Origin of the sequence: Halosegnis marinus, assembly GCF_029338355.1 — an archaeon.
In the GTDB taxonomy this organism is placed as follows: Archaea; Halobacteriota; Halobacteria; order Halobacteriales; family Haloarculaceae; genus Halosegnis; species Halosegnis marinus.
The window spans coordinates 576,179-602,392 of sequence record NZ_CP119802.1 but is presented as its reverse complement, the minus strand read 5'-3'; the positions used below and the strand labels follow the sequence as shown (position 1 = coordinate 602,392).

At 72.7% G+C, this 26,214-nt stretch carries 28 protein-coding genes; 13 read left to right on the top strand and 15 right to left on the bottom strand.

Going from position 1 to position 26,214, the window contains the following annotated elements; all coding sequences use genetic code 11:
* The first annotated feature begins 81 nt into the window (after nt 1-81).
* Nucleotides 82-480, top strand: a complete 399-nt coding sequence (locus P2T37_RS03505; protein WP_276235376.1) for a hypothetical protein — start codon at nt 82-84, stop codon at nt 478-480.
* Here P2T37_RS03505 and P2T37_RS03500 read toward each other — a convergent pair.
* A complete protein-coding gene (locus P2T37_RS03500; protein WP_276235374.1) occupies nt 472-1,419 on the bottom strand; it encodes a ribose 1,5-bisphosphate isomerase in 948 nt (315 codons plus the stop codon). The two genes, P2T37_RS03505 and P2T37_RS03500, sit on opposite strands and share 9 nt — an antisense overlap.
* 40 nt (nt 1,420-1,459) lie before the next feature.
* Nucleotides 1,460-1,639, bottom strand: a complete 180-nt coding sequence (locus P2T37_RS03495) for a hypothetical protein (protein WP_276235373.1) — start codon at nt 1,637-1,639, stop codon at nt 1,460-1,462.
* A 75-nt stretch (nt 1,640-1,714) separates the two neighbouring features.
* On the opposite strand from P2T37_RS03495, the gene deoC reads away from it, so the two are divergent.
* Nucleotides 1,715-2,350: a deoxyribose-phosphate aldolase gene (gene deoC / locus P2T37_RS03490; RefSeq protein ID WP_276235372.1), complete on the top strand. Its 636-nt coding sequence runs from the start codon at nt 1,715-1,717 to the stop codon at nt 2,348-2,350.
* A 15-nt stretch (nt 2,351-2,365) separates the two neighbouring features.
* Here the strand turns inward: deoC and P2T37_RS03485 are convergent, their stop codons facing one another.
* Nucleotides 2,366-3,562, bottom strand: coding sequence for an outer membrane protein assembly factor BamB family protein (locus tag P2T37_RS03485; protein ID WP_276235371.1), 1,197 nt, complete (start codon nt 3,560-3,562; stop codon nt 2,366-2,368).
* Nucleotides 3,563-3,676: 114 nt separating this feature from the next.
* Here P2T37_RS03485 and P2T37_RS03480 point away from each other — a divergent pair, with 114 nt between their 5' ends.
* Together P2T37_RS03480 and P2T37_RS03475 are read left to right on the top strand one after the other, a co-directional pair.
* Entirely contained in the window at nt 3,677-4,975 is a 1,299-nt protein-coding gene (locus tag P2T37_RS03480; protein WP_276235370.1) for a tRNA (N(6)-L-threonylcarbamoyladenosine(37)-C(2))-methylthiotransferase, read from the top strand.
* Nucleotides 4,976-5,025: 50 nt separating this feature from the next.
* Nucleotides 5,026-5,943 (top strand): acetamidase/formamidase family protein, encoded by a 918-nt coding sequence (locus P2T37_RS03475; protein WP_276235369.1) that lies wholly within the window; start codon nt 5,026-5,028, stop codon nt 5,941-5,943.
* Here the strand turns inward: P2T37_RS03475 and P2T37_RS03470 are convergent.
* Entirely contained in the window at nt 5,940-7,646 is a 1,707-nt protein-coding gene (locus tag P2T37_RS03470) for a site-2 protease family protein (RefSeq protein WP_276235368.1), read from the bottom strand. The genes P2T37_RS03475 and P2T37_RS03470 overlap by 4 nt on opposite strands.
* Before the next feature lie 94 nt (nt 7,647-7,740).
* Between P2T37_RS03470 and P2T37_RS03465 the strand changes: the two genes are divergently transcribed.
* Nucleotides 7,741-8,712: a hypothetical protein gene (locus tag P2T37_RS03465; RefSeq protein WP_276235367.1), complete on the top strand. Its 972-nt coding sequence runs from the start codon at nt 7,741-7,743 to the stop codon at nt 8,710-8,712.
* Nucleotides 8,713-8,719: 7 nt separating this feature from the next.
* Here the strand turns inward: P2T37_RS03465 and P2T37_RS03460 are convergent, their stop codons facing one another.
* The 3 genes from P2T37_RS03460 to P2T37_RS03450 all read right to left on the bottom strand — a co-directional run bounded on the left by P2T37_RS03460 (nt 8,720) and on the right by P2T37_RS03450 (nt 10,716).
* The gene (locus tag P2T37_RS03460) at nt 8,720-9,637 is read right to left on the bottom strand and encodes a cation diffusion facilitator family transporter (protein ID WP_276235366.1); all 918 of its coding nucleotides are present in this window, start codon (nt 9,635-9,637) and stop codon (nt 8,720-8,722) included.
* Nucleotides 9,638-9,679: 42 nt separating this feature from the next.
* Nucleotides 9,680-10,102 carry a hypothetical protein gene (locus P2T37_RS03455; RefSeq protein ID WP_276235365.1) on the bottom strand — a complete coding sequence of 141 codons (423 nt, stop codon included), beginning with the start codon at nt 10,100-10,102 and terminating at the stop codon, nt 9,680-9,682.
* 80 nt (nt 10,103-10,182) lie between these two features.
* Entirely contained in the window at nt 10,183-10,716 is a 534-nt protein-coding gene (locus tag P2T37_RS03450) for an HIT family protein (RefSeq protein ID WP_276235364.1), read from the bottom strand.
* A gap of 285 nt (nt 10,717-11,001) precedes the next feature.
* Between P2T37_RS03450 and P2T37_RS03445 the strand changes: the two genes are divergently transcribed.
* Nucleotides 11,002-11,202: a DUF7835 family putative zinc beta-ribbon protein gene (locus P2T37_RS03445; protein WP_276235363.1), complete on the top strand. Its 201-nt coding sequence runs from the start codon at nt 11,002-11,004 to the stop codon at nt 11,200-11,202.
* A 12-nt stretch (nt 11,203-11,214) separates the two neighbouring features.
* Here the strand turns inward: P2T37_RS03445 and map are convergent, their stop codons facing one another.
* A complete protein-coding gene (map, locus tag P2T37_RS03440) occupies nt 11,215-12,123 on the bottom strand; it encodes a type II methionyl aminopeptidase (RefSeq protein WP_276235362.1) in 909 nt (302 codons plus the stop codon).
* 122 nt (nt 12,124-12,245) lie between these two features.
* Between map and P2T37_RS03435 the strand changes: the two genes are divergently transcribed.
* Both P2T37_RS03435 and ppk1 read left to right on the top strand, forming a co-directional pair.
* Nucleotides 12,246-13,010 carry a metallophosphoesterase family protein gene (locus tag P2T37_RS03435; RefSeq protein WP_276235361.1) on the top strand — a complete coding sequence of 255 codons (765 nt, stop codon included), beginning with the start codon at nt 12,246-12,248 and terminating at the stop codon, nt 13,008-13,010.
* Nucleotides 13,010-15,265 (top strand): polyphosphate kinase 1, encoded by a 2,256-nt coding sequence (ppk1, locus tag P2T37_RS03430; protein ID WP_276235360.1) that lies wholly within the window; start codon nt 13,010-13,012, stop codon nt 15,263-15,265. Before P2T37_RS03435 ends, ppk1 begins: the two co-directional genes overlap by 1 nt.
* Here ppk1 and P2T37_RS03425 read toward each other — a convergent pair.
* Nucleotides 15,211-15,501, bottom strand: a complete 291-nt coding sequence (locus P2T37_RS03425) for a hypothetical protein (protein ID WP_276235359.1) — start codon at nt 15,499-15,501, stop codon at nt 15,211-15,213. The genes ppk1 and P2T37_RS03425 overlap by 55 nt on opposite strands.
* 117 nt (nt 15,502-15,618) lie before the next feature.
* Nucleotides 15,619-16,479: an isoaspartyl peptidase/L-asparaginase gene (locus tag P2T37_RS03420; RefSeq protein ID WP_276235358.1), complete on the bottom strand. Its 861-nt coding sequence runs from the start codon at nt 16,477-16,479 to the stop codon at nt 15,619-15,621.
* A 156-nt stretch (nt 16,480-16,635) separates the two neighbouring features.
* On the opposite strand from P2T37_RS03420, the gene icd reads away from it, so the two are divergent.
* Nucleotides 16,636-17,898 carry an isocitrate dehydrogenase (NADP(+)) gene (gene icd / locus P2T37_RS03415; protein ID WP_276235357.1) on the top strand — a complete coding sequence of 421 codons (1,263 nt, stop codon included), beginning with the start codon at nt 16,636-16,638 and terminating at the stop codon, nt 17,896-17,898.
* A gap of 55 nt (nt 17,899-17,953) precedes the next feature.
* Here the strand turns inward: icd and P2T37_RS03410 are convergent, their stop codons facing one another.
* Complete coding sequence (locus P2T37_RS03410) at nt 17,954-18,286, bottom strand: cupin domain-containing protein (RefSeq protein ID WP_276235356.1); 333 nt, start codon at nt 18,284-18,286, stop codon at nt 17,954-17,956.
* Nucleotides 18,287-18,367: 81 nt separating this feature from the next.
* On the opposite strand from P2T37_RS03410, the gene P2T37_RS03405 reads away from it, so the two are divergent.
* Nucleotides 18,368-18,886, top strand: a complete 519-nt coding sequence (locus P2T37_RS03405) for a DUF5817 domain-containing protein (RefSeq protein WP_276235355.1) — start codon at nt 18,368-18,370, stop codon at nt 18,884-18,886.
* Nucleotides 18,883-19,305 (top strand): hypothetical protein, encoded by a 423-nt coding sequence (locus tag P2T37_RS03400; protein ID WP_276235354.1) that lies wholly within the window; start codon nt 18,883-18,885, stop codon nt 19,303-19,305. The genes P2T37_RS03405 and P2T37_RS03400 overlap by 4 nt, the downstream gene beginning before the upstream one ends.
* On the opposite strand, the gene hmgA is transcribed toward P2T37_RS03400, so the two are convergent.
* A complete protein-coding gene (gene hmgA, locus P2T37_RS03395) occupies nt 19,302-20,534 on the bottom strand; it encodes a hydroxymethylglutaryl-CoA reductase (NADPH) (RefSeq protein WP_276235353.1) in 1,233 nt (410 codons plus the stop codon). The two genes, P2T37_RS03400 and hmgA, sit on opposite strands and share 4 nt — an antisense overlap.
* Before the next feature lie 119 nt (nt 20,535-20,653).
* On the opposite strand from hmgA, the gene P2T37_RS03390 reads away from it, so the two are divergent.
* Nucleotides 20,654-22,177 carry an amidohydrolase gene (locus tag P2T37_RS03390; protein ID WP_276235352.1) on the top strand — a complete coding sequence of 508 codons (1,524 nt, stop codon included), beginning with the start codon at nt 20,654-20,656 and terminating at the stop codon, nt 22,175-22,177.
* Here the strand turns inward: P2T37_RS03390 and P2T37_RS03385 are convergent.
* Both P2T37_RS03385 and gpmI read right to left on the bottom strand, forming a co-directional pair.
* Complete coding sequence (locus P2T37_RS03385) at nt 22,174-22,644, bottom strand: GNAT family N-acetyltransferase (RefSeq protein WP_276235351.1); 471 nt, start codon at nt 22,642-22,644, stop codon at nt 22,174-22,176. The genes P2T37_RS03390 and P2T37_RS03385 overlap by 4 nt on opposite strands.
* On the bottom strand, nt 22,641-24,170 hold the full coding sequence (gene gpmI, locus P2T37_RS03380) for a 2,3-bisphosphoglycerate-independent phosphoglycerate mutase (protein WP_276235350.1): 1,530 nt from the start codon (nt 24,168-24,170) through the stop codon (nt 22,641-22,643). The genes P2T37_RS03385 and gpmI overlap by 4 nt, the downstream gene beginning before the upstream one ends.
* A 98-nt stretch (nt 24,171-24,268) precedes the next feature.
* Here gpmI and P2T37_RS03375 point away from each other — a divergent pair, with 98 nt between their 5' ends.
* Nucleotides 24,269-25,525, top strand: a complete 1,257-nt coding sequence (locus P2T37_RS03375) for a DNA double-strand break repair nuclease NurA (RefSeq protein WP_276235349.1) — start codon at nt 24,269-24,271, stop codon at nt 25,523-25,525.
* 321 nt (nt 25,526-25,846) lie between these two features.
* Here the strand turns inward: P2T37_RS03375 and P2T37_RS03370 are convergent, their stop codons facing one another.
* Nucleotides 25,847-26,191 carry a DUF7113 family protein gene (locus P2T37_RS03370; protein WP_276235348.1) on the bottom strand — a complete coding sequence of 115 codons (345 nt, stop codon included), beginning with the start codon at nt 26,189-26,191 and terminating at the stop codon, nt 25,847-25,849.
* Nucleotides 26,192-26,214 lie beyond the last annotated feature (23 nt).

Sequence of the window (26,214 nt, the reverse complement as noted above, 5' to 3'; positions counted from 1 at the left end):
CCGGCGGGCGAAAGCGTTGTGGATGCCGTCGCGCACGGCCGGCGCCGAGCCGACTTTACGGCGCGGCCGCGAACCGCGTGTGTGTCCGCACCTCCGTCCGCCGAGTCGCGCTACCGCCCCGGCGCCTGCAACATCGGCGGCTCCGAGCGCCGCCGCCGCTACCGCTACGCGGCCGTCGCGTTCGCCGCCGCCGCGGCCTACCTCGCCGCCGTCCTGGTCGTCGGGGCGCCGACCTTCCTGCTCGCCGGTCTGTTCGTCCCGTTCTCGCTCGGGACGGAGTGGGCGCTCCAGGCGCGCCGCTCGTTCTGTGCGTCGCTGGCGCTGTCGGGTCGCTACTCGTTCGACGGCGACGGCGGGGAGGTGGACGACGCCGACGCCCACCGCTCGGACCGCAACGCCGGCCTCGTGTTCGCCGGGCTCGGTATCCTCGCGGGCGCGGTCGCCACCGGCATCGTGTACGGCGCGGTCGCGCTACTGTGACGGCTCGCGCCACGGCTCGTCGGCCTCGCCGTACAGCTCCCGCATCAGGGTGACGACGCTCTCTGGCGGGAACTGCCCGCGCTCGGTGACGATGGCGTCGACGTGGCGCGGCGGCGTCACGTCGAACGCGGGGTTCGCCACCGCGATGTCGCCGATGTCGGCGCGGGTCTCCGGGTCGATCACCTCGCTCTCGTCGCGCTGTTCTATCTCGACGGCGCGGCCGGTCAGCGTCGCCGGGTCGAGCTTGATCGTGCCCGCCGCGACCACGATGGGGACGCCCCGGTCGCGCGCCGAGACGGCCAGCCCCGACGTGCCGACCTTGTTCACGACGCTCCCGTCGGCGGCGACGGCGTCCGCCCCGACGAGGACGTGGTCGACCTCGTCGAGGTAGCGGTGGGCCGCGTTGTCGACGACGAGCGTCACGTCGACGCCGAGGTCTGCCAACACCTCGGCCGTGATGTGCCCCTGGTTGCGGGGGCGCGTCTCCTTGACGACGGCCGAGAGCGACTTGCCGTCCGCGACGGCCGCCTCCATCACGGCCATCGCGTCGGTCGAGTGGCAGTGGGTCATCACCGTGTCGCCGTCGCGGAGCCGACCGGCCCCTATCTCGCCGAGCCGCGACTGCGCGCGGTCGAGGTCCTCGCGGAACGCGGTCGCGCGCTCGACCACGGAGCGCCGCAGCGCCTCGACGCTCCCGCCCTCCATCCCGTTGAGCACGTAGCGGAGGGCGTTCGGCAGGGAGACGGCGGTCGGTCTGGTGTCGTACAGCCGTCGGGCCGCCGTGCGCATCCCGGCCCGGAAGGCCTCGGGGTCCGCGGCGTCGCCCTCGCGCGCCTGCGTCGCGAGCGCGTCCGCGACGGCGTCAGCGATGGTCGCCGCGCCGCGCGTCTCCATCGACGCGATGTCGTCGGCGACCCGCGCCACCTCGGGGTGAACCATGCGAGAACTTCACGGGGGACGGCCAAAAGCCCGCCGCCGGTCAGGCGACGCCGTGCCGGCGGAGGTAGTCGCGGACGAACGCGCCCCCGCCCCCGCCGACCACGAGCAGGACGAACGTGTAGCGGGGCGCGTACCGGAAGCCGAGCGCGACGAGGACGAGCACGCAGACGAGCAGCATCGCGAGACCGATATCGAGCCGGCGGCGGAGGGCGGAATCCATGTCCCGTCGGGCCGGCGGCCCGCTCATAAGCTTTCGGACCGGCAGGCTTTCGTCGCCGCCCGCACGGGGACGCGTATGGACCGCGCCGCCTTCGCCGCACACATCGACCACACCGTCCTCGGCCCGGAGACGACGCTCGCGGACACGAAGCGCGTCCTCGACGAGGCGCTCGAACACGGGATGAACGCCTGCATCCCGCCCTGCTACGTCGCGGAGGCGAGCGAGTACGCCCCGAGCGTCACGCTCGCCACCGTCGTCGGCTTCCCGCACGGGCAGCACGCCCCCGAGGCGAAGGAGGCCGAGGCCGAACTCGCGTGGGACGAGGGCGCGGACGAACTCGACGTGGTCATCAACGTCGGTCGGCTCCGGGCCGGCGACGACGACGCCGTCCGCGAGGAACTGGAGGCCGTCGTCGCGGCCGTCCCGCTCCCGACGAAGGTCATCATCGAGACGGCGCTGCTCTCCGACGACGAGAAGCACCGCGCCTGCGAGGCCGCCCACGACGCCGGCGCGGACATGGTGAAGACCTCGACCGGCTTCGCCGACGGCGGCGCGACGATAGCCGACGTGGAGTTGATGGCCGAGTACCTGCCGGTGAAGGCCTCGGGCGGCGTCGGGACGTACGAGGAGGCGACGGCGATGCTCGACGCGGGCGCGGAGCGCATCGGCGCCTCCTCGGGCGTCGAAATCGTCGAGGGCTTCCCCGAGTAGTCGGCGGTCGGTCGCTCAGTTCGGCTCCAGACAGTACAGCGTCGTCTCGTTTCCCCCCGCCGCCTGCCGCGCGACGAACAACGCGCCGTCCGCGACGGCCAGCCCCTGTACCCCGCCGCCCGGGACCGGGTACGACCACCGCTTCGCGCCCGAGAGCGGGCCGCCGCCGTCGAGCGCGAACGCGTGGACGCTCGTCTCCCCGGCGGCGTACAGCGTGTCGCCGGCCGCGACCGGCGGGGCGGAGCCGAGCGGGGCGGCCGCGCGCCACCCCCTCCTCCCGTCGTAGGTCCGGGTCGCGGAGACGGCGTCGTAGCCGGTCGAGAGGAGCCACGACCCGGCGTAGGCGGGGACCGAGCCGGCGCGCTCGCGGTCGGCGGTCCACATCGGCTCGCCCGCGTTGTCGCTCTCCAGGTTGGCCAGCGGCTCGCCGAAGCTCGCGACGGCGATACCGTTCGACGTGGGGACGATTCCCTCGACGCGGCCGCCGACCTCTCCCCGCCACAGCTCCCGCGGCTCGTCCCCGTCGCCCTCCCCGTCCGCGTGGAAGACGTACACCTCGCCGCTCGTCGTGCCGACGTACAGGCGCTGGAACCGGTGGGCGAACGCGCGGACGCCGCCGAAGACGTCGAGTTCCCACCGCTCGTCGCCGGTCCCCGGTTCGAGCGCGCGTACCCGGCCGTTCCCGTCGCCGACGAGGACGGCGGGTTCGTTCACGACGCGGCCCGCGAGCAGGCCGGCCGCGGCGTGGACGTGGCGGTCCGCGTCGTCGGTCCACAGCGCCTCGCCGCTCGCCGCGTCCACGGCGTGAACGGTGTCCTCGTCGCGCATCGTGACGAACACGCGGCCGTCGTGGACGACGGGCGGGGCGGGCCACGGCTGGGACTCGGGCGCGAAGCGCCACCGCTCGCTCCCGTCGCCCGTGTCGAGCGCGACGAGCGCCTCGGCGGTCGGGACGTAGGCGGTGTCGCCGACGACCGCCGGGGTGCGGGCGTCGAAGCCGCCCCCGTGGGTCCACCGTTCCGTCGGGCCGTCGCGGGGCGCGGCGGCGTCGGGCGCGTACGCGGTGTTGAGCGTGTCGTGCCGCCCCATCGGCCAGTCGGTGTCCGTGTCCGTGCCGCGGGAGAACGTTCCGTCGGCGATACCGGTACAGCCGGCGGTCGCCGCGAGGCCGGCGGCGCCGAGACCGGCGAGCAGTCGTCGTCTGGAGGGCATCGTGTCCGACTGTTCGGTCGCCGGAATAGGTCTTGTCGTCGCCCGCGGCGGCCCGCGAGCGGCGCCGCCCGTTCCGTCGCGCTTTTGCCCGCGCGTCCGTAGGAACACGTAGAGATGGCCCGCTACCACATCGAGACGTACGGCTGCACCTCGAACCGCGGCGAGAGCCGCGAGATCGAGCGGCGGCTGCGCGACGCGGGCCACCGCCGCACCGACCTCGACGACGCCGACGTGGCGATTCTCAACACGTGTACCGTGGTCGAGAAGACCGAGCGCAACATGCTCCGGCGCGCCGAGGAACTCGAATCCGAGGTGTCGGACCTCGTCGTCACCGGCTGCATGGCGCTCGCGCAGGGTGAGGAGTTCGCCGACGTGGACGCGCAGGTACTCAGCTGGGACGAGGTGCCCGCGGCCGTCACGAACGGGGAGTGCCCGACGACGACCGCCGACGCCGAGCCGATACTCGACGGCGTCGTCGGCATCCTCCCCATCGCCCGCGGCTGCATGTCGAACTGCTCGTACTGCATCACGAAGTTCGCCACCGGGCGCATCGACTCGCCGCCGGTCGAGGAGAACGTCCGCAAGGCCGAGGCGCTGGTCCACGCGGGCGCGAAGGAGATACGCGTCACGGGCCAGGACACCGGCGTCTACGGCTGGGACGAGGGGGAACGGAAGCTCCCGGAACTGCTCGACCGTATCTGCGACATCGAGGGCGACTTCCGCGTGCGACTGGGGATGGCGAACCCGGGCGGCATCCACGGCATCCGCGAGGAACTGGCCGACGTGTTCGCCGCCAACGAGAAGCTCTACGACTTCATTCACCTGCCCGTTCAGTCGGGGAGCGACGACGTGCTCGAGGAGATGCGCCGCCAGCACCGCGTGGATAAGTTCCGCGAGACGGTCGCGGCGTTCGACGACGCGCTCGACCACTGGACGCTCTCGACGGACTTCATCGTCGGCTTCCCGACGGAGACCGACGCCGACCACGAGCGGTCGATGGACCTGCTGCGCGAGGTCCGCCCCGAGAAGATCAACGTCACGCGCTTCTCGAAGCGCCCGGGCACGGACGCCGCGGACATGAAGGGCCTCGGCGGGCAGACGAAGAAGGACCGCTCGAAGGCCATGTCGGAACTGAAGATGGACGTGGTCGCCGAGGCGTACGAGGAGCTGGTCGGCACGCGCCGCGAGGTGCTCGCGGTCCGGCCGGGGACGGGCGACTCCGTGAAGTGCCGCGACTCGGCGTACCGGCAGATAATCGTGCGCAACGCGTCCGAACACGGCGTCGAGCCGGGCGACACCCTCGAAGTCGAAGTGACGAGCGGCCAGACGGTGTACGCGTTCGGGACGCCCGTCGCGTCCGAGGGGCCCGACGACGCGGACGAGGCCGAGGAGACCCCCGCCGCGGCCGACTGAGCGGGCGAGCCCGCCGACCGAACTTTCTCCCCCCGCTCCCATCCCCGAGCATGGCCGACCACCACCTGTCGCGCGACCCCGGGCACGTCCACTACGACTGGGACCGCGACCGCGACCCCGTCCTCGACATCGACCCCGGCGCGAGCGTGACGTTCGAGTGTTTCGACGCCGCGGACGGTCGGTTACCGGACGACGCGACACCCGAGGACGTGGCCGCGCTCGACGTACCGGGCCACGCGATGACCGGGCCGGTCCGGGTCGCGGGCGCGGAACCGGGCGACACCCTCGCCGTCGACGTGCTCGACGTGAGCCACGAGGGCGTCGGCTGGACGTGGGTGTACCCCGGCGAGGCCGGGCGCGGCTTCCTTCCCGACGAGTTCCCGCGGCCGGCGGTCCACACGTGGGACCTCGACGGCGAGGTCGGGCACTTCGTCGAGGGTATCGAGGTGCCGCTCGCGCCGTTCCCCGGGAACCTCGGCGTCGCGCCCGCCGAGCCGGGACCCCACTCCACCACGCCGCCGCGCCGGGTCGGGGGGAACCTCGACGTGAAACACCTCACCGCGGGGGCGACCCTGTACCTCCCCGTCGAGGTCGCGGGCGCGCTGTTCTCGGTGGGCGACCTCCACGCCGCGCAGGGAGACGGCGAGGTGTGTATCACCGCCGTCGAGATGCCCGGGGAGGTCACCCTCCGGTTCCGGCTCTCCGACCGGAACGTGGACGGCCCGGAACTCGACACCGCCGGCCCGTTCGCCCCGGCCGGCGACGGCCCCGTGACGGCGACGACGGGGCTCGGCGACGACATCGACGCCGCGACGCGCGATGCCGTCCGGGCGATGGTGACGCGGCTCGTCGCCGACCGCGGCCTCGCGCCCGCCGAGGCGTACATGCTCTGTTCCGTCGCGGCGGACCTGAAGGTGAGCGAGGTGGTGAACGACACCGTCGCGGTCACCGCCTACCTCGGGGTCTAACCGAGCCACGACGCGGCCAGCACCGCGAGCAGGCCGACGAACAGCAGGACGGATAGCGCCGCCATCGCGTAGGTGCCCGCGGCCCACGGGTCCGCGACCCCAAGCCGGTCGGCCGCGCCCGCGACCCCCCCGCGCAGGAGCTTCCCTCCGTCGAGCGGGAAGAGGGGGATACAGTTGAACGCGGCCAGCTGGACGTTGAGCCAGACGCTCCAGAACAGGACGTTCGCGGCCGCGAGGGTCCCCGTCGGCGCCGAGAACGCCGCGCGCATCGGCGCCTCGAAGCCCGCGAAGCCGTAGGGCGCCAGCCCGAGCACGCCCGCGAAGGGGAGCAGCAGGAACGCGAAGACGCGGCCGAGCGGCCCCGTCGCGCCCGGTAGCCCCTCGCCGCGGAGCGCGCCGAGGTACGCGTCGGCCGGGTAGCCCCCGACACCGAAGTCCGACACGACGGAGCCGGCGACGCCGGGGTCCGTGTAGAGGCCGACGAGCGGGGCGTCCGTGCCGCCGAGCGTGACCGCGCCCTCGCGGACGCCGCCCGCGTCGGTGTACACGACGACCGGGACGCGCTCGCCCGGTTCGAGGCCGTCGAGCGCGTCGGTCAGGTCCGCGAGGTCCAGCACGCGCTCGCCGTCGAGCGACAGCAGCACGACCGGGGTGTCCGGCCCGATGCCGGCCTCCGCGAGCGCGCCCCCCTGTGCCGTCGTGCCGGCGAGGCCGAGCGGTCGGACGAGGGTGCCGTTCCTCGTCGTCAGCCGCGCGACGGGGTGGTCGCGGGCCGCGGCGCGGAAGCCGGCCTCGGTCGCGACCGCGGTGCCGTTCACGGCCCCGATTCTGGTCCCGTCGGGGAGCGCGTACGGGCCATCGCTCCGGACGACCGTGACCGCACGTTCGACGGTCGCGGTTCCGTCGTCGGTCTCGACGCGGACCCTCGCCCCCGCGGCCGCGAGCGCCGCGTCGAGCGAGTCGCCGTCCGTCACGGCCGTCCCGTTCACGGCGAGCAGGCGGTCGCCGGGGGCGATGCCTGCCTCGGCAGCGGGCGCGCCGTCGAAGACGCCGCCGACGGCGAGGCCGGGCGCGACGCCCACGCTCCCGAGGACCGGGCCGACGAGCAGGAGGAGACAGAGCGCGCCGAGGACGACGTTCGCCGTCGGGCCGGCGGCGTACATCCGCGCCCACCCGGCCAACCCCCGCGACTCGTCGGCGCCGCGGTCTGGCTGGACGAACGCGCCCGCCGGGACGACGGCCAGCAGGGCGATGCCGACGCGCTCCACGCCGATGCCCGCGACCCGGCAGTACACGCCGTGGGCGCCCTCGTGGACCGCGAGGCCGACGAGGACGGCGAGGAGGAGTTCCGGGGCCGCCGAAAGGGGGAGGAACTCGTTCACGCCGGGAACGACGAGTATCGCGGTCGGGGTCGCGATGCCGGCGCTCGACGGCTCCGTGACGGCGAGCAGGGCGGCGACGACCACGCCGACCGTGGCGACGACGCTCGCCGCGACGACGGCGACGACTCCCAAGTTCCCCCACGCGCGCCACGGCACGGGGGCGGTGGCGAGGCGGTCGAGGAGACGCTTCCCGCGCGCGGTCGAGACGGTGAGGAAGGGACCCGAAGCCGAGACGAAGCCCGGGAGGTAGCCGAGGCGGTCGGCCGCCTCCGCGAGGAGGGCGACGGCGACGACGGCGGCGAGGAGGGCGAGACCGTTCACGGCCGTCGTGCTCGCGGCTCGGTGTTAGCGCTTCCGCCCGACGGGGGCGGTGCGGGACACAAGGCTTACGCCGAGCGTGTGCCGCTCACCCGACGTGTCCCTCCTCGACGACCGGTCGGCCGGCCGCGCGACGGTCGCCGCGACGGCCGCCGCCGGGCTGGTGGGGGCCGGCTTCGCCGCGACACGGCTGCTTCGGGCCGCCGTCGCGGGGCCGCCGTCCGCCGCGACCGGAGAGGTTGCGCTCCTGACTGCCTGGCTCTCGACGGTGTTCCTGTACACGCCGTTCCTGTCGGCGCTCCTCCTCGTCGCGGACGCGCCCACCCGCCGGCGGGTCGCGCTCGCCGGCGGCCTCGTCTACGCGTTCGACCTCGCCGTCGTCGCGGCCGACGCGCTCCGCTACGGGGCCACGGCCGGGGTCGCCCCGACCCTGCTCGCGCTCCCGCTCGCACGCGTCGCGACCGTGCTCGGGGTCGCGACGGCCGCGTGGCTCGCGTACCACGGCGGCTACGAGCGGGTCGCCGCGGCGGCCGACGGCGCGCCGACCCACCCGCTGTTCGCCGTCGTCGCGGACGAGCCGCTGGGTCCGGGGCTCACGCTCCGGCGCGGCGTCGTGTCGGCCGGCCTCGGCGCCGCCGTCGCGGTCGGCGGCCGCACGGCCGTGGGTGTCGCCCTCGACCTGCTCGGCGCGGTCGGGGGCTCGGCCCCGGCGGGTGCCGCCTCGTTCGCCGCTCGGAGCCGGAACACGGTTGTCCCGCCGGCCGACCTCCCGGTCGCGTGGCTGGCGACGGCCGTGCTGCTGTCGGCGGTGCTGCTCGTCGCCGGCCCGCGGCTCCGCGCCCGCGACGCGGCGACGGGGGCCGCCGTCGTCTTTGCTGGACAGGCCGCGGTCGTGCTGGCGGCGACCCTGCTCGCGCCCGCGCGGCCCCTGTCGCTCGTGGACCCGGGCGGACCGCTGTTGGCGCCGCTGGGCGACGTGGTGCTGTTCCTCGGTATCGCCGCCGGCCTCGCGACGTGGTCGCGCGACCGCGACGGTACTCCCCGGTCGGTCCTCCCGTCCCGGGCGTGACGCCCGCTCACTCCCTGAACGCCGCGAGCCGTTCGACCTCCTCGTCGGGCTTCCACTCGCCCAGTTCCTTCGGGTCGACGTGGACGAACACGTCGTCCACCTCCGGGATGTCCCGGACGGCCTCCACCACGGCGGTCTCGATGTCGTGGGCCTCCCGGACGCTCGTCGCGCCCTCTATCTCGATGTGGAGCGAGACGTCGATCTCCGGGCCGACGTAGTGGGCGACCACGTCGTGGGCCCCCTCCACGTCGGGGTGGGCGAGCGCCGCGGCGAGTATCTCGGCACGGAGTTCCTCCGGGGGCGCGCCCCCGACGAGGTAGGAGACGTTGTCGCGGACGATCTCCACGCCCGTGTAGAGAATGGCGAGGCTGACGACGCCCGCGGCGAGCGGGTCGAGCAGCGGAACGCCGACCTGCGCGCCGACGACGCCGACGAGCGCCGCCGCGGCCGCGAGGATGTCGTTGCGGTTGTCGAGCGCCGTCGCGCGCACCGCGGGCGAGCGCCGCTCGTTCGCCACCGAGAGCGCGTAGCGGTAGAGGCCGAACTTGGCGACGCCGCCGACCGCGAGGACGCCCGCGGCCAGCGGGCCCCGCGCGACGGCCACGTCGCCCGAGAGGAGCGTCGTCGCGGCGTTGTACGCGACGGCCCCGCCCGCCGCGAAGACGCCGAACGCGACGACGAGCGAGACGAACGGCTCGATGCGCTCGTGGCCGTGGGGGTGCGCCTCGTCCGGGGGTTGGGTGGTGAGGTAGAGGCCCGCGAGGACGATGAGCGAGTAGGCCGCGTCGGCGAGGCTGTTGACGGCCTCGGAGCCGACCGCGAGGCTCCCCGTCGTCCGCCAGACGAGCGCCTTCGCGGCGAACAGCGCCACGTTGGCGACCAGCACGACGGCTCCGACCCGCCGCAGCGCCCGCGACCGTGCCATGGTCGGGGTTGCCGGGCGCGGGCAAAATGGGTATCGTTCGGCTCAGTCCGCGATTCCCCGCGGGCGGAGCGTGTCGCGCGCCGTGCCGCCCGCGCGCCCGGCGACGTAGCCCGCGCCCACGAACACCGGAACGAGCGCGAACAGCGGGATGAAGCTCACGGCCGTCGTGACGTACACCGAGAACACCGCGCCCGCGCCGTCGGCCGTCCGGAGCGCGACCGCCCCGAGCAGGACCGCGAACAGCGCGACCACGGCGAGGCCCGCTGCTCCGATGCCGTTGATGCCGGGGCTCGCGTACCGCGCGCCGGAGCGCCACCCCGCGACGCCGCCGGAGACGAGGCTCCCGACGCCGACGCCGTACACCAGCGCGACGGTCGCGCCGCCCGTCTGCAGCGCGAGGAGGCCGACGACCGACGCGAGGACGGTCCCGGTCGCGGCTCCGACGAGCGCGTGTCTCCTGTCCACGAGGGGAACGGAACGCGAGGGGACAAATATCTATCAATACGCAAGAACATATACCGATTCGACGTAGAACGGGACGGCTCTCAGAACTCGACCGCGGCGTCGGGCCCGGGGTCGCGCGCTCCGTCGAGGTCGGCGAACGCGGCGCGCAGGCGGTCGTAGGTCTCGTCGACGGCCTCGACGATGACCTTCGTGTCCGAGACGACGGGCATGAAGTTCGTGTCGCCGCCCCACCGCGGCACGACGTGGGTGTGGACGTGGTCGGTGATGGACCCGCCCGCGGGGCCGCCGAGGTTCATCCCCGTGTTGAACGCGTCCGGATGCAGGGCCCGCTCCACGGCGTCGAAGGTGCGCTGTTTCAGCCGCGCCTGTCCGAGCAGTGCGTCGTCGTCGAGGTCGCGGAACTCCCCGGTGTGCGCGTGGGGAATGACCATCGCGTGGCCGGGGTTGTACGGGTAGTTGTTCAGGAGGACGAACGCCTCGTCGTTGCGCGCGACCACGCGGGCCTCGCGGGCGTTCTCGCGCTCGGGGAGCACGCAGAAGGGGCACCCCTCGATGTCGTCGTCCCCGTCCCGCTCGACCCACTCGATGCGCCACGGGGCGAACATGCGGTCCATAGGGGGGCGTCGGCGGCCGCCGGCATAACTCCCGGCGACCGACCCGGTGTCGCTCGTTTCCATGCCCCGTGTCGCGTGGTGCCGTCCCCCGTTCGATTCCGTTCTCCTATTTGAATCTGTTGGCCGTTCAGCCGACGAGACGCGCACAGAGCCGTCCGTGAACCCTCGGAAGCCGTCTCAGGCCGCCGATTGCGTCTGACGCCGCCCCGTCCGGTGGTTTTCGCCCCCGAACGAACCGAACGGAATCCCCGGTTTATGGCTCCGACACGGATAGGGAGGGACGAGATGGCATCGACCTCACCGGCCGACGACGGCTTCACTGAGAACTGTCCGACGTGCGACACGGAGACGTGTCACGACGTGTCCGTTCGCATCTTCACGGAGAGCACCGAGGCCGAGAACGCCGCCTTCTCCCGGGAGCCGTACCGGGTGAGCGTCTGTCGCGTCTGCGGACACGAGGAGCGCGTCCGCATGAACAACGCCTGAGTCCGCCGCCTTCTACCGCGTCGTCACTTCGCAGCCGTCCTCCGTCACGATGAGCGTGTGCTCGCGCTGCGAAACGAGCCGTCCCTTGTCCTCCTGGAGCACCGGGTAGCCGTGGACGACGCCCTGTTGCTGGAGCCGACGAAGCGCCATCTCCGCGCGCGAGGTGTCGAGCCAGCGGCGCGCGAAGGGGAGCGTGCGGAACTCCTCGACGATCTGTTCGAGCGCCTGCCGGGCCTGTCGATTGCGGACGGAGGCTTCCTTCTCGAGGGCGTATATCTCCTCCTGCTGGCCCTCCGTGACCTTCCCGCCGCCGTCGGTGGCGAACGGCTCGACGGCGACCACGTCGCCGACTTCGAGTTCGACCCCCGACTCCACCGCCCGGTTCGGGATGTTCGGCGCCGTGTGCTGGTCCCAGTGGCCGAGGCCGTGGCCCGTCAGGTTCACGACGGGGTTGTAGCCGTAGCCGTCGATGACGTCCTCTATCTCGGCGCCGATCTCGCCCGTGTGGACGCCCGGTCCGACGGCGTCGAGCGCGGCCTCCAGCGCCTGCTCGGCGGCCTCCACCAGCTCCGTGTTCCCGGTGAAGTCGACGGTGACGGCCGTGTCGGCCAGCCAGCCGTCCACCTGCACGCCGATGTCGAGCTTCACCATCTCCTCGCCGATGGTCCGGTCGTCGCCGGGCGCGGCCGCGCCGTGGGCCGCCTCGTGGTCCACGCTGACGTTGACCGGGAACGCGGGCTCGGCCGGGACGCCCCGCTCCTCGCCCAGCTCGCGGATGCGGTTCTCCGCCCACTCGGATATCTCCAGGTAGCCGGTGCCGACCTCCGTCCGCTCGGCGGCCTCGTCGCGCACCTGCGCCAGTATCGCCCCCGCCTGCCGGTGTTTCTCGTACTTCTCCGCGTCGAGGTCCGTGTCGCTCATACCCCGCCTCCGGGGGCGCGCGTCAAGGGGTTTTCCGTCGCCGGCCGCGCCGCACCGTGTCTATATAGCGCACACCCCGGCTCATAGAAACGGTTTATCCCCTCGATAGCCTGTCTCGGGCAATGTCTGGCACTTCGGAGGATGTGGGTGTCGCGCTCGCCGCCGACGGGCCGGCGGCGGGCCGCCTCACGGCCGACGACTTCTCCGCGGCCGTCGCGCCGCACGTTCGCCGAATCGACCCGACCGACTACGACGACGTGTACGTCGTCGGCGACGTCCACGGCTGTCGCGCCGAACTGGAGACGCTGCTCGACCGCCTCGACCTCGGCGACGACGACCTCGTCGTCTTCGTCGGCGACCTCGTCCGCAAGGGACCGGACTCCCACGGCGTCGTGGACCTCGTCCGCTCGCTCCCGAACGCCGTCTCCGTCCGCGGCAACAACGAGGACAAGCTCATCCACGGCCGGAAGGACCTGCCCGCGGTCACCGACCCGTTCGACGACTACCTCGACGCGATGCCCGTCGCGCTGCTGCTCGGCGACGCGATGGTCGTCCACGGCGGCGTCGACCCGCGCCGCGCGCTCGACGAACACGACATCGAGGACCTGCTGAACTTCCGCTCGGTCCCCCCGGAAGCGGGCTACGACGGCCCGTTCTGGTGGGAGGAGTACGAGGGGCCGACCCGGGTCTTCTTCGGCCACACCGTGCTCGACGAGCCGGTCGTCTCCGAGCACGCCGTCGGGCTCGACACCGGCTGTGTGTACGGCGGCGCGCTCACCGCCTACGACCTGAAGGGCGACCGGGTCGTCGCCGTCCCGGCCGAGCGCGAGTACCAGCCCCGTGCCGACCGGAAGATAATCGAACCGCCGGCCCCGTACAGGGGGTGATGGGCGACGAGCAGGAAACGGCCGACGAGCCCGGCGAGCCCGACCGGACCCGCGGCGACGAGGCGTTCGTCACCCGCGGGCACGCCGCCGACGCCCCCGCGACCGGCGACCTCGCGGACCCGTCGCTGTACCTGAACCGCGAGCTGTCGGAGCTGGAGTTCCAGGAGCGCGTGCTGTACGAGGCGGTCGACGACCGGAACCCCCTGCTCGAACGCGTGAAGTTCCTCGCCATCCTCACCCGGAACCTCGACGAGTTCTTCATGAAGCGAATCGGCGGGCTGAAACAGCAGATGGCCGCCGGCGTCACCGAGACGACGCCCGACGGCCGCGGCCCGGCCGAGCAGTGGGAACTGGCCCTGGAGAAGGCCCGCGACCTGTTCGTCCGGCAGGCGGACTGCTACCGCGAGGAGATACGCGGCCGCCTGGAGGAAGCGGGCATCGTCGTCGCGGAGTACGACGACCTCACCGACGCACAGGCGGCGTCGATGCGCGACTACTTCGAGACGAACGTGCTGCCGACGCTGACGCCGCTCACCTTCGACCCGGCCCACCCGTTCCCCTTCATCTCGAACCTCTCGCTGTCGCTCGGGGTGCGGACGCGCCGCGACGGCGAGGACCCGAAGTTCTCGCGGGTGAAGATACCCGAGAACCGCCCGCGGCTGGTCCCCGTCGAGGAGGGCTCGCTGTACGTGCCGCTCGAACGCGTCATCGAGGCCAACCTCGACCTCCTCTTTCCCAACGTCGAGGTACTCGACTGCGCCGCCTTCCGCGTGACGCGCAACGCCGAGGTGCGGCGCAACGAGGAGGTCGCGGAGGGGCTCATCGAGATGATAGAGGGCGTGCTCCGCGACCGGCGGTTCGCCACCGTCGTCCGCCTCGAAGTCGAGGCGCGGATGCCCGACGGGATGCGCGAGCTGCTCGCGGACCAGCTCGACCTGGACGCCCGCGAGACGTACGAGCGACCCGGGCCGCTCGACTTCCGCGACTTCGACGCGCTCGCCGACCTCGACCGCCCGGACCTGAAACTGCCGGCGTGGACCCCCAAGCGCCATCCCGCGTTCGCCGGGGTCGGCGAGGACGGCGAGGACGGCAACGGCGCGCGGACCGTGTTCGACGCCGTCGCGGACGGCGACGTGCTCGTCCACCACCCGTACCACTCCTTCGAGCACACGGTGCAGTCGTTCCTCGAAACCGCGGCCCACGACGACGACGTGGTCGCCATCAAGGCCGCCATCTACCGCACCTCCCGCGACTCGAAGGTCATCGGGAGCCTCATCGACGCCGCGCGCAACGGCAAACAGGTCGCCGTGATGGTCGAACTGAAGGCGCGCTTCGACGAGGAGAACAACCTCCGGTGGGTGCGCCGGCTGGAGGAGGAGGGTATCCACGTCGCGTACGGCACCATCGGGCTGAAGACCCACTCGAAGACGGCGCTCGTCGTCCGCGACGAGGCGGACGCCGACGGGCTCACCCTCTACTCGCACGTCGGCACGGGGAACTACCACGCCGAGACGGCGAAGTCGTACGTCGACCTCGGTCTGCTCACCGACGACCAGGACATCGGCCACGACCTGACGCGGCTGTTCAACTTCTTCACCGGCCACTCGCTCAACGAGGAGTACCGGAAACTGCTCGTCGCGCCCGCGAACCTCCGGGAGTCGTTCACCGACCTCGTCGAGCGGGAGGCCGCGGCCGCCCGCGAGGGGCGGGAGGCCCGTATCGTCGCCAAGATGAACTCGCTGGAGGACCCCGCGATGGTCGAGCGGCTGTACGAGGCCTCGCGCGCCGGCGTCGAGATAGACCTGCTCGTCCGGGGCATCTGCCGGCTCAGACCCGGCGTCGAGGGCGCGAGCGGGAACGTCCGCGTCCGCTCCGTCGTCGGGCGCTTCCTCGAACACTCCCGTATCTTCCGCTTCCACAACGGCGGCGACCCGGAGTACTACATCGGGAGCGCCGACTGGATGACCCGGAACCTCGACCGCCGCGTGGAGGCCGTCGCCCCCATCGAGGAGCCGGCTCACCGCGAGGAGCTGCAGTTCGTGCTCGACACGATGCTCGCGGACAACCGCAAGGCGTGGGAGATGGCCCCGGACGGCTCGTACACACAGGCGCGGCCCGGCGACGACCCGGTCGTGAACACCCACGAGACGCTGATGAAGCGGGCGGCCGAGCGCGCGCCCGACGGCCCCGACGAGGCTATCTACGACCTCGGCGACCCGCTGGCCGACGAGGACGCGTTCGACGGCCCCGAGTGAGGCTGTGCGTCGGCGTACAGCCGGCTGACGACCGCCGCCGCCAGCGTCGGCGCGGCCACGAGCGCCAACACGCCGAGGGTGACGACCGCCACCGCCCCCAGCACGCCAGCGAGCGTCGCCGCGACCGCCTGCACGGCCAGCGCCACGGCCGCCACCGCCGTCAGGGTCGCCGCCGCGTGGAACGCCCGCCACGACCCGCTCGGTCCCGCCCGCATCTCGCCCGCGATTGCTGCCATACCCGGAGTAACTCCCCCGACGGACAAAAGTGAACGCAGAACTACAGTTCTGTCCGCCGGGGGACTGAAACGCGTTTCACCCGGCGCGCGGACAGAAACGGGGTTCTGTAAGCCGGCTTACTTGTCGCCGGCTACGGCCGTCTGCATCGCCTCGCTGTTGTACGCCTCGCCCGCGTCGCCGTCGTCGCCCATGACGATGACGCCCGCCGTGGACCCGGTGAGGTCGGCGAACTCCTCGATGGCGCGGTCGGCGGCCTCGTCGGCCGGCCGGCCCGCGTCGAGGTGGTCCACGGCACGGCGCGCGAGCGTCACCCGCGCGATGTCCTCGCCCGCGCCGGTGGCGCTCGCGCCCCCGGCGGCCGTGCAGTAGAACCCCGAGCCTATCTGGGGCACGTCGCCGACGCGGCCCGCGAGCGCCAGCCACCGCCCCCCGGTGGAGGTGGCCGCGGCGACCCGGTCGCCGTCGCGGGCGACCGCGCCGACCGTATCCGACCCGCCGAACTGCTCGCGGAGCCAGTCGAGTTGGCCCCGCGTGTCCGTCACGTCGGGGTGGTCGTCGAGGTCTTCCCACTGTTCGGTTCGCCGCTCGGTCCACAGGTCGACCTCCGTGTCGACCCCGAACGCGTCCGCGAGGTCCACGGCGTGGACGCCCGAGACGAGCACGTGGGGCGTCTCCTCCTTCACGACGCGCGCGACGTCGACCGCGTGTTCGACCCCCGGCATCGACGACGCCGCGCCGGCCGCGCGGTCGTCGGTCATCAGCCCCGCATCGGTTCGGATTATCCCGTCCGACTGGACGGTGCCGCCGACGCCGGCGTTGAACCGCGGGTCCGATTCGAGCACGCGCGTCGCGGCACAGACGGCGTCGGTGACGGTGTCGGCGTCGGCGCCGGTCGCCGCGGCCTCGTCGAGCACTGCCTGTCGTTCGGGCGGTTCCTCCGGGGGCGACCCCGCGCCGCCGTGGACGATGACTCGCATACCGTCGGCTACGGGGCGACCCGCTTAGTCGCCCCGACTTCAGACGGTCACGGCCGGTGTGTGAGCGACCCCCGGAACACCGAGTATAACGGTTCTTCATACCGTTTCCGGCGCATAACGGTACGCCTTTCAGTCGTGACTCTGAATTCTCCGCCAATGTCGCACGAGTACGAGCAGGTGGAGGTCCCCGCCGACGGGGAGCACATCACGGTAGACGAGAACGACGAGCTCGTCGTTCCGGACAACCCGGTCATCCCCATCATCCACGGTGACGGTATCGGGACCGACGTCGGGCCGGCGGCCCAGGCGGTGCTGAACGCCGCCGCCGAGGCGACGGGCCGCGAGATCAACTGGATGCGCGTCTACGCGGGCGAGGCCGCCCGCGAGCGATACGACGAGAACCTCCCGGACGACACCGTGGAGGCGCTCAAGGAGTTCCGCGTCTCCATCAAGGGGCCGCTCACGACCCCGGTCGGGGCCGGCTTCCGCTCGCTGAACGTCGCGCTCCGCAAGAAGCTCGACCTCTACGCGAACGTCCGTCCCACCTACCACCTCGACGGCGTCCCGTCGCCCGTGACGGCGCCCGAGAAGATGGACATGGTGAACTTCCGCGAGAACACGGAGGACGTGTACGCCGGCATCGAGTTCGAGGCCGGCACCGACGAGGTCCAGCAGGTCAAGGAGTTCGTCGAGGAGGAGATGGGCTTCGACTCGACCATTCACGACGGCCCGGTCGGTATCGGCATCAAGCCCATCACCGAGTTCGGGACGAAGCGGCTCGTCCGGCGCGCCATCGAGTACGCCATCGCCAACGACCGCGACTCCGTCACCCTCGTCCACAAGGGGAACATCATGAAGTTCACCGAGGGCGCCTTCCGCGACTGGGGCTACGAGCTCGCGGAGGAGGAGTTCGCCGAGGAGACCATCACCGAGGACGAGCTGTGGGACGAGTACGACGGCGAGGCCCCCGACGACGTGGTCGTCGTCAAGGACCGCATCGCCGACAACATGCTCCAGCAGCTCCTCACCCGGACGGAGCAGTACGACGTGCTCGCGATGCCGAACCTCAACGGCGACTACCTCTCCGACGCCGCCGGCGCGCAGATCGGCGGGCTGGGCATCGCGCCCGGCGCGAACCTCGGCGAGGGCCGCGTGCTCGCGGAGCCGGTCCACGGCTCGGCCCCGAAGTACGCCGGCCAGGACAAGGTGAACCCGAGCGCGATGATCCTCTCCGGTCGCCTGATGCTCGAACAGCTGGGCTGGCACGACGCCGCGGAGCTCGTGCGCGACGCCGTCGAGGCGCAGATCTCCTCGAAGCGCGTCACCTACGACATCGAGCGGCAGGTCGAGGGCGGCGAGAAGCTCGCCACCTCCGAGTTCGCCGACGAGATCGTCGAGCGCATCCACGACCTCGCGTAGACCGACCGCTTTCCTCCCTTCTTTCGCGACCCGCCAGCCGCGCCGCCGTCCCCGTCTACTCGGCCCAGTCCGGGTCCGTCCGCGGCGGCGAGAAGATATCGACCCCGCGAACCGGCTCGGTCCCTCGGTTCTCCGCGCCGTGGACCTCCCCGCCCGCGAGCACGTAGGACTCGCCGGCGGCGACGGTCACCTCGCTGTCGTCGAGCAGGAAGGTGAGTTCGCCCTCGTAGACGAACCCGGCCTGTTCGTGGTGGTGGTCGTGGCTCGGGACGGTCGCGCCCGGCTCGATACGGAAGTGCTGGACGCTGGTCTCCTCGCCCGCCGCGAGCTGTGCGAGGTGGACGTTCTCGACGGCCTCCGTCTCCGCTCCGAGCGCTGCGTGGTCCATGGCGGCGACGACGGCCGGGGGAACCAAAGCCGCTTCCCCGGCGACCGAGCGAGTCAAGGGTCGCGCCCCGCAACCCCGGGTATGTACGCGGTCGTCGGCTGTTCGGACTGCGAGGCGCTGTGGGTGGTCTCGGGGCGACCCGAGACGACCTCGTGTCCCCGCTGCGGGGCGCGCCGGCGGTTCGCGAAGCTGAAGAAGTTCGCCGAGACCGAGGACGCGGACGCCGCGAAGAACGTCCGCTCCGCGATGGTCCAGCGGCGCGCGGGGTACGACGGCGACCTCGACGACTTCGCGACGATGGGCGAGCGCGCGATGGACTCCGGGATGGACGACGGGGAGTTCCTGACCGCCTCGGGCCTCGACGCCGACGAGGTTGCGGATGCGGGGGAGCGGGCCGACGGCCACGCGTCGTCGGGGTCGCTCTCGAAGCGCGAGGCCGTCGAGCGGGCCGTCGCGGACCTCGACCGGCCCACCGAGTCCGAGATAGCCGAGTACGCCGCCGACCACGGGGTCGAGCGAGACTACGTCGAGCGCGCGCTCGACAAACTGGCCCGCGCCGGCGCGGTGACCGAGTCCGGGGGGCGCTACCGTCCGCTATGAGCGACGACGACTGGGACCCCGACCCCGAGTGGGACGACCCCGGCTCCGAGGGGTCGCCGGGGACGCCCGGGCTCCGCGACCTCGACCCCGCGTCCGTCGTCGTCGGGAGCATCGTCGGCGTCGCCGGGATACTCCTCATCCTCCAGCCGTCGGTGCGCGTCGTGGACGTGTTCGGCACGCGCGTCCCGACGTTCGTCCTCTCCTCGGGCGTGCTCGCGCTCGGCTTCGCCGTCGGCGCCCCCGTCTATCTCCGGCGGGGGTACCGCCTGCGCGGTATCGCCCACGCCGTCGGGGCGGTCGGGTTCGGCGGTCTGTTCTTCGCCGCCGGCTTCGGGTCGCTGGCGCTGCTGTGGCTCGGCCTCGCCGTCGTCATCGGCGGCGTGCTCTTCCTCGTCGCCGGGACCCGGAACCTCGACTAACGGCCTAGTTCCTCGTGGGCGCTCGCGAGGTGCGAGGAGGCGAGCGCGCCGAGCAGCGAGAGTTCGCCGCCGAGCGCCGCGGTCGTGATGACCTCCGCGAGGGCGTCGGCGTTCGCGCCGGGCGGACTCCCGCCGCCGCGCACGCCCACGACGTCGAGCGCCTCGGCCTGTGTCGGGAGCTTCGTCCCGCCGCCGACGGTCCCGACTTCGAGGGAGGCGATAGTGAGCGAGGCGTACAGCGTGTCGCCGCCGTCGCGCACGTCCACGGTCGTGATGGCGTTCGCACCCTCGACCACCTGCGCGATGTCCTGGCCGGTGGCGAGGAACGCCGCCGCGACGGTGTTCGCGGCGTGGGCGTTGAAGCCGAGGCTCCCGGCCTTCGCCGACCCGACGAGGTTCTTGCGCGTGTTCGCCTCGGCGATGGCCTCGGGCGTGGTCTTGAGCACGTCCGCGACCGTCTCCCGCGAGAGGGTGACGTCGGCGCTGACGGTTCGCCCGCGGCCGTTCACGGCGTTGACGGCGGCGGGCTTCTTGTCCGAACAGAGGTTCCCGGAGAGGGCGACGAGTTCGGCCGGCGTCTCGGCCTCGATGTGTTCGGCGGCCTCCTGCGTGGCGATGGTGGCCATGTTCATCCCCATCGCGTCCTTCGTGTCGTAGGCGAACCGGACGAAGACGCTGTCGCCGACGACGTACGGCGTCGCCTCGCGCAGTTCCCCGTGGCTCGTGGTCGCTTCAGCTGTCCCGGCGAGGTCGTCGGTGTGCTCGCGGACCCACGCCGCCGTCTCCGCGGCCTCGCCCACGTCCGCGACCCGGAAGACGGGCGCGCGGGTCATCGCGTTCTTCAGCACGCGCGCCGTCGCGCCGCCGCCCGCGCGGATGGCCGCACAGCCGCGGTTCACGCTCGCGACGAGCGCCCCCTCCGTCGTCGCCATCGGGAGGTACTTGTCGCCGGAGACGGCCCCGTCGGGGTCGTCCGCGTTGATGCGGACGGGGCCGACGACGCCCATCGGCACCTGCGCGCCCCCGACGAGGTTCTCGATGTTCGACCCGACCGCGTCCTCGGGGGCGAACGCGTAGTCGCCGACGGTATCGAGGGCCGCGCCCGTCCGGCGCTCGACCAGGAGCCGACGGACCTCCGCGGCCGTCGCCTCGTCCGCGTGCGCCTCCAGTTCGTGGAGGCGGAGTTCGCCCTCCTCGACCCGTTCCGCGAGGTCGTCTACGTCGCTCATGACACCACCTGCGACCGCCCCCGCCAAACTGTTTTGCATCCGTGAGGGGGACGCGCCGGCCGCCGCGGCCCCGCCGCCCGAACCGAACGCTTACCGACCCCGCCCGCCACCACGCCGGTATGACAGCACCGGCCGACCTCGTCGTCACGAACGCCGAGGTCCACACGCTCGCCGACCCCGATACGACCCACGGCGCGGTCGCGGTCCGGGACGGCCGAATCGTCCGCGTCGGCGACGCCTACGAGGTGGACTTCCTCGTCGGCGCGACGACCGAAGTGATGGACGCGGAGGGCGGCGTCGTCCTCCCCGGGTTCGTGGACGCGCACACCCACCTGGAGATGGTCGGCCGCCACCTCGTCCACGCGGACCTTCGGGGCGCGGAGTCGGCCGCGGACGCCGTCGAGCGCCTGCACGAGCGCGCCCGGGAGACCGAGGGCCCCGTGCTCGGCTACGGCTACGACGAATCGACGTGGGACGAGGCCCGCTACCTCACCCGCGACGACCTCGATTCGGTGGCCGACGACCGCCCCGTCGTCGCCTTCCGCGAGGACATGCACACCGCGTCGGTGAACACCGCGGCGCTCGACGCCCACCGCGGGGAGATGCCCGACGGCGACGTGCGGGTCGAGGGGGGCGAGGCGACCGGCGTCGTCGTCGAGGAGGCCGTCGACCCGCTGTTCGCGGCGTTCGAGCCGGACGTCGAGGGGACCGAGTCGCTCGTCCGCGCGGCACAGGCGCGCGCGAACGAACTCGGCGTCACGGGGATACACGACATGTGCCGGGACAGCCACAAGCCGCGCGTGTACCGCGACCTCGACGCCGTCGGCGACCTCACCCTCCGCGTGCGAATCAACTACTGGGCGAACCACGCCGACGCCGTGGTCGAAGCGGGCCTGCGCTCGGGCCACGGGAGCGAGATGGTCGAGACGGGGGCCATCAAGACCTACACGGACGGGAGCTTCGGGGGCTCGACGGCGAAGCTCCGCGAGCCCTACGCGGACGGCGACGGCGACGGTCAGTGGGTCGTCGGGCCCGAGGAACTCGACGAGATGGTCGAGCAGGCGGCGGGCGCGGACCTCCAGTTCACGGCCCACGCCATCGGGGACGCGGCCGTCGCGGGGACGCTGGACGTGCTGGAGCGCCACGACGCGGCGCGCCTGCGCCACCGGGTCGAACACGCGGAACTGCTCACCGGCGACCTCGTGGAGCGGTTCCGCGAGGTCGGCGCCGTCGCGTCCGTCCAGCCGAACTTCCTGAAGTGGGCGCGCGAGGGCGGCCTCTACGACGCGCGGCTGGGCGAGCGCCGCCGCGAGGTCATGCCGTTCCGCGACCTGCTCGACGCGGGCGTCCCGCTCGCGTTCGGCTCCGACTGCATGCCGCTGGACCCGCTGTTCGGGGTACGGGAGGCCGTCACCGCGCCCGAGGCGCGCCAGCGGCTGTCCGTGACCGAGGCGCTGCGCGCGTACACCGCCGGGGGCGCGTACGCCGCCGGGAACGAGGACGAGGCCGGCACCGTCGAGGCCGGCAAGCGTGCGGACCTCGTCGTCCTCGCCGAGTCGCCGTGGGCGGTCGCGGACGACGACATCGCGGACATCGACGTGGCCGCGACCGTCGTGGCCGGCGACGTGGTGTACGAGCGCTAGAGCCGCTTCTCGTAGCCCACGTAGTCGTACTCGTGGTCGTCGGACTCCCACAGCGTGAACCGCTCGTAGCCGCGCGACTCGTAGAAGTCGAGGAGGAAGGGGTGGTCGGTGAACGTCCCGAGCCGGACGCGGTCGTAGCCCGCCTCCCTCGCGTACCGCTCCGCGCGGGCGAACAGTCGGCCCCCGACGCCCTCGCCCTGCGCGTCGGGCGCGACGGCGAGGCGTTCGAGGAAGGGCACGTCGCGCTCCTCCAGCACGCGTATCGCGCCGACGACCGTGTCGTCGCGCTCGGCGACGAACTCCGCGGAGGGCGGCTCCTCGTCGAACCACCCGCGGACGTACTCCGCCTCGACCGCCTGCATCCCGTTCGGGTAGCCGAGGTCGGCGGCCGTGTCGTAGGCGGCGCGGTAGAGGGGGACGAGCGTCTCCGTGTCGGCGGCCGTCGCGCGCCGGACCCGGAGGGTCATTCGAGCAGGTCCTCTCCGGTCATCGCCCCGGGCACGGCGACGCCGACGAGCGCGAGCAGGGTGGGCGCGATGTCGCAGAGCGCGCCGCCCTCGCGGACGCGCGTGCCCCCGTCGCCGCCGTCGGGCGCGACGTAGAGGAACGGAACGGGGTTCGTCGTGTGGGCGGTGTGGGGGTCGTCGGCCGTTCCCATGTCGTCGGCGTTGCCGTGGTCGGCGGTGACGAGGAGGTGGCCGCCCGCGGCGGCGACGGCCTCGGCCAGCCGTCCCAGCTGTTCGTCCACCGCCTCGACGGCGGCGACGGCGGCGTCGAAGTCGCCCGTGTGGCCCACCATGTCCGGGTTCGCGTAGTTGAGGACGAGCACGTCCGGGTCGTCGGCCTCGACCGCGGCGAGCACCTCGTCGGTCAGTTCGGCGGCCGACATCGCCGGGCGCAGGTCGTACGTCGCCACGTCGGGGGAGTCCACGATGCGCCGGCGCTCGCCCGCGAACTCGACCTCCCGGCCCCCGTTGAGGAAGTAGGTGACGTGGGGGTACTTCTCGGACTCCGCGGCGCGCAGTTGGGTGCGCCCGGCGTCGGCGAGCGCCTCCCCGAGCGTGTTCTCGGGCCGATTCGGCGGGAAGGCGACGGGCAGGTCGAAGGTCGCGTCGTACTCGGTCATCGTCACGACGTGCGCACCCGGCGGGTCGACCGCGACGCCCTCGGCTTCCCAGTCCCCGGGGCGGATGCCGGCGAGCATCCGGGTCAACTGCCGCGCGCGGTCGGCGCGGAAGTTACAGAACACGACGGCGTCGTCGGGGCCGAGCGCCGGCCCGCCCGCGACGAGGGTCGGTTCGACGAACTCGTCGGTGTCGCCGCGCGCGTACGAGGCCTCGACCGCGCCGACCGCCGACTCGGCCTCGTACGGTGCCTCGCGGTTCACGACGGCGTCGAACGCGCGCGCCGTCCGGTCCCAGTTCTCGTCGCGGTCCATCGCGTAGTAGCGGCCCGTCACCGTCGCGACGTCGCCCGTGCCGTGCTCGGCGGCGACGGCGTCGAGGTCGCGGAGGAAGCCCGCGCCCGATTTCGGCGCGGTGTCCCGGCCGTCGGTGAACGCGTGCGTGACCGCTTCGACGCCCGCGTCGGCCGCGGCCTCGACGAGCGCGTGGATGTGGTGCTGGTACGAGTGGACGCCGCCGTCGGAGACGAGGCCCATGAGGTGGACGCGACCGCCCCGGTCGCGTGCGTACGCGAACGCGTCCGCGACGGCGTCGTTCTCCCCGAGCACGCCGGCCTCGGCGTCCTCGCTCACGCGCGTCGAGTCCTGCAGGACGACCCGGCCCGCGCCGATGTTGAGGTGGCCCACCTCGCTGTTGCCCATCTGTCCCGCGGGGAGGCCGACGCGCCGGCCGTGGGTCTCGAGCGTCCCGAACGCGCCCGCCGTGCGCAGACGGTCGAACGTCGGGGTGTCGGCCGCGCGCACCGCGTCGCGGGCCTCGGGGTCGTCGTTCAGCCCCCAGCCGTCCAGGACGACAAGCGCCGCTTGCATTGTCGGAACGCTGGCGCGGCCCGGGTAAGTAGCGTTCGGAACCCTTGCCCTCGCCCGCCCCGCACCCTTTTTACGCCGACACGACCCAGCACGGACGAATGACGCTGGACCCGGTCCACTTCAAGGCCATCTCACGGCTGGCGCGCGGCGTCAGCCGCACCGTGGACGAGGCGGAACACCGGGCGTTCGCCGAGACGGTGTGGAACGAGTACCTCGACCCGCTGTACGACGACGGCGAGCCGGTCGTGGAGCCGCTGGGCGAGCAGGCGCGCCGCCGCATCGACGCCACCGAGGTGGCGCTGGAGGCCGACCGCTTCGAGACGCGCCACGGCCTCGACTCGGGCACCATCAACCCGACGACGTTCAAGAACGGCCTCGTCGTGGACGTGGCGCAGGCGGCGATGAGCCGCGTTCCCTCCGACCTCGAACTCCACCGCGGGCGCACGAACGTCGTCGCGGTCCACTCGAACGACGTGACCGTCGGCCTCGACGGCGACTGGACGATGGACGACGAGGGGTACGTCCGCCAGCGCCTGCTCCACGTCCCGGCGACGGACCGGTCGATGACCGCCGTCGTCCACGAACTCGCGCTCTACCTCTCGGAGGTGACCCACGCGACGGACAACGCCGAGGTGGTCGAGGACCTGCTCGTGATGGACGGCCCCATCTACCCCAAGGGCCTGCTCACGTGGGACCGCCGGGACCCCGAACTCGCCGACCTGCTCGCCGAGGACGAGCGCCCGCAGGGCGTGATACAGGCGTACGTGGACCTCGTGGAGAACTTCGTCCGCCGGGAGGTGCCGATGGTCGGCTTCGTGAAGAACCCCGCCAGCCGCCTCGTCACGCGGACGGTCCGCGACAAGGAGGGGAACTCCCCGTGGCTCAACGACGCCGCCTTCTTCTCCCAACTGCTCGAACGCGCCGAGGTCGTGGACGGCGAGCGCGAGCGGGAGACGGACGCGCTCACCTACACGAACTGGTTCGTCTCCCGGGGCGGCACGGACGGCGCGCTCGCCTCGCCCGACACCCTGCCCGGCATCGAGCGCCGCCTCGACCACTGGAACTACGAGGTCACGTTCGCCATGGTGTACGACCCCCGCACCGACACGGTGTACCGGGTGGAGGCGCCCCGCCACTTCACCGAGGACGCCGACCTGCGCGAGGACCTGCTCCGGCAGGTGCTGAAAGGCGTCGCGGCCGAACGCGGCCCGCCCGAGGCCGTCGGGAAGGCCGACTCGCTGGCGAAGATCGGCGCGCGCGAGACGACCGCGCTCCGCGAGGCGCTGGAGACGGCGTTCGACTCGGAGATAGACGCCGACTACAACGACGACCGCTGGGGCGCGTTCGTGGACTGAGTCGTCGTTCCGTTCCGGTTCGTTTCGGTAGGGGTTGCCTCGTGTTTCGTGTCCAGTTCCCCGTCCGTCCTGCCCAGTATGATTCGTGGGTGGTGTGTTCGGCGAACGCCCTGCTCACGCGGTTCTAGGGAAGACAGCACCGCACCGTCCACACGCCTCCCCAGCCGACCCGCTCACTGCGTTCGCTCGTCCCTCGCGCGGCGCTGGCTCGCCACGAGACGCTCGCCAGCGCGCGCCACGGCCGGTAGGGCCGGAGCGGGCGAGGGCTTCGGAGGTGTCGCCGACCGTATCGGGACAACACCGAACACAGAAACGGACGGCCTACTGTTCGAGGCCGGGTTCGCGCTTGATTACCTCTATCTCCACCTCGCCCTCGGGAACGCCGACGCGGGCGAACTGGGTGCGGAGGTGTTCCTTCGCGGCGTCGACGGCCCGGTCGCGCGTCTCGAAGCCGCGCGGCATGGGCGTCTCGAAGGCGACGCGTATCTCGCGGTCGCCGATGCGCTGGAGCTGGCCGCCCGACTCGACCTCGTAGAAGGCGTCGCAGACCCACACGTAGGGGGCGCCCTCGTCGGGCGCGCCCTTGAACGCGGGCGGGTCCTCGCCGCGCTCGTACAGCGTGCCGGTGAGCGCCGTGCCCCCGGCGTGGCCGCGGATGAGTAACACGGGCTTACTACGCGGTCACGGCG

Bases quoted from the DNA above. Each gene is read 5' to 3' on its own strand.
- P2T37_RS03480 (WP_276235370.1), top strand. From the start codon at position 3,677: ATGGCCCGCTACCACATCGAGACGTACGGCTGCACCTCGAACCGCGGC.
- ppk1 (WP_276235360.1), top strand. From the start codon at position 13,010: ATGGGCGACGAGCAGGAAACGGCCGACGAGCCCGGCGAGCCCGACCGG.
- P2T37_RS03420 (WP_276235358.1), bottom strand. From the start codon at position 16,479: ATGCGAGTCATCGTCCACGGCGGCGCGGGGTCGCCCCCGGAGGAACCG.
- P2T37_RS03405 (WP_276235355.1), top strand. From the start codon at position 18,368: ATGTACGCGGTCGTCGGCTGTTCGGACTGCGAGGCGCTGTGGGTGGTC.
- hmgA (WP_276235353.1), bottom strand. From the start codon at position 20,534: ATGAGCGACGTAGACGACCTCGCGGAACGGGTCGAGGAGGGCGAACTC.
- P2T37_RS03435 (WP_276235361.1), top strand. From the start codon at position 12,246: ATGTCTGGCACTTCGGAGGATGTGGGTGTCGCGCTCGCCGCCGACGGG.
- P2T37_RS03390 (WP_276235352.1), top strand. From the start codon at position 20,654: ATGACAGCACCGGCCGACCTCGTCGTCACGAACGCCGAGGTCCACACG.
- P2T37_RS03500 (WP_276235374.1), bottom strand. From the start codon at position 1,419: ATGGTTCACCCCGAGGTGGCGCGGGTCGCCGACGACATCGCGTCGATG.
- deoC (WP_276235372.1), top strand. From the start codon at position 1,715: ATGGACCGCGCCGCCTTCGCCGCACACATCGACCACACCGTCCTCGGC.
- icd (WP_276235357.1), top strand. From the start codon at position 16,636: ATGTCGCACGAGTACGAGCAGGTGGAGGTCCCCGCCGACGGGGAGCAC.
- P2T37_RS03375 (WP_276235349.1), top strand. From the start codon at position 24,269: ATGACGCTGGACCCGGTCCACTTCAAGGCCATCTCACGGCTGGCGCGC.
- gpmI (WP_276235350.1), bottom strand. From the start codon at position 24,170: ATGCAAGCGGCGCTTGTCGTCCTGGACGGCTGGGGGCTGAACGACGAC.
- P2T37_RS03485 (WP_276235371.1), bottom strand. From the start codon at position 3,562: ATGCCCTCCAGACGACGACTGCTCGCCGGTCTCGGCGCCGCCGGCCTC.
- P2T37_RS03495 (WP_276235373.1), bottom strand. From the start codon at position 1,639: ATGGATTCCGCCCTCCGCCGCCGGCTCGATATCGGTCTCGCGATGCTG.
- P2T37_RS03445 (WP_276235363.1), top strand. From the start codon at position 11,002: ATGGCATCGACCTCACCGGCCGACGACGGCTTCACTGAGAACTGTCCG.
- P2T37_RS03425 (WP_276235359.1), bottom strand. From the start codon at position 15,501: ATGGCAGCAATCGCGGGCGAGATGCGGGCGGGACCGAGCGGGTCGTGG.
- P2T37_RS03400 (WP_276235354.1), top strand. From the start codon at position 18,883: ATGAGCGACGACGACTGGGACCCCGACCCCGAGTGGGACGACCCCGGC.
- P2T37_RS03385 (WP_276235351.1), bottom strand. From the start codon at position 22,644: ATGACCCTCCGGGTCCGGCGCGCGACGGCCGCCGACACGGAGACGCTC.
- P2T37_RS03410 (WP_276235356.1), bottom strand. From the start codon at position 18,286: ATGGACCACGCAGCGCTCGGAGCGGAGACGGAGGCCGTCGAGAACGTC.
- P2T37_RS03475 (WP_276235369.1), top strand. From the start codon at position 5,026: ATGGCCGACCACCACCTGTCGCGCGACCCCGGGCACGTCCACTACGAC.
- P2T37_RS03460 (WP_276235366.1), bottom strand. From the start codon at position 9,637: ATGGCACGGTCGCGGGCGCTGCGGCGGGTCGGAGCCGTCGTGCTGGTC.
- map (WP_276235362.1), bottom strand. From the start codon at position 12,123: ATGAGCGACACGGACCTCGACGCGGAGAAGTACGAGAAACACCGGCAG.
- P2T37_RS03450 (WP_276235364.1), bottom strand. From the start codon at position 10,716: ATGGACCGCATGTTCGCCCCGTGGCGCATCGAGTGGGTCGAGCGGGAC.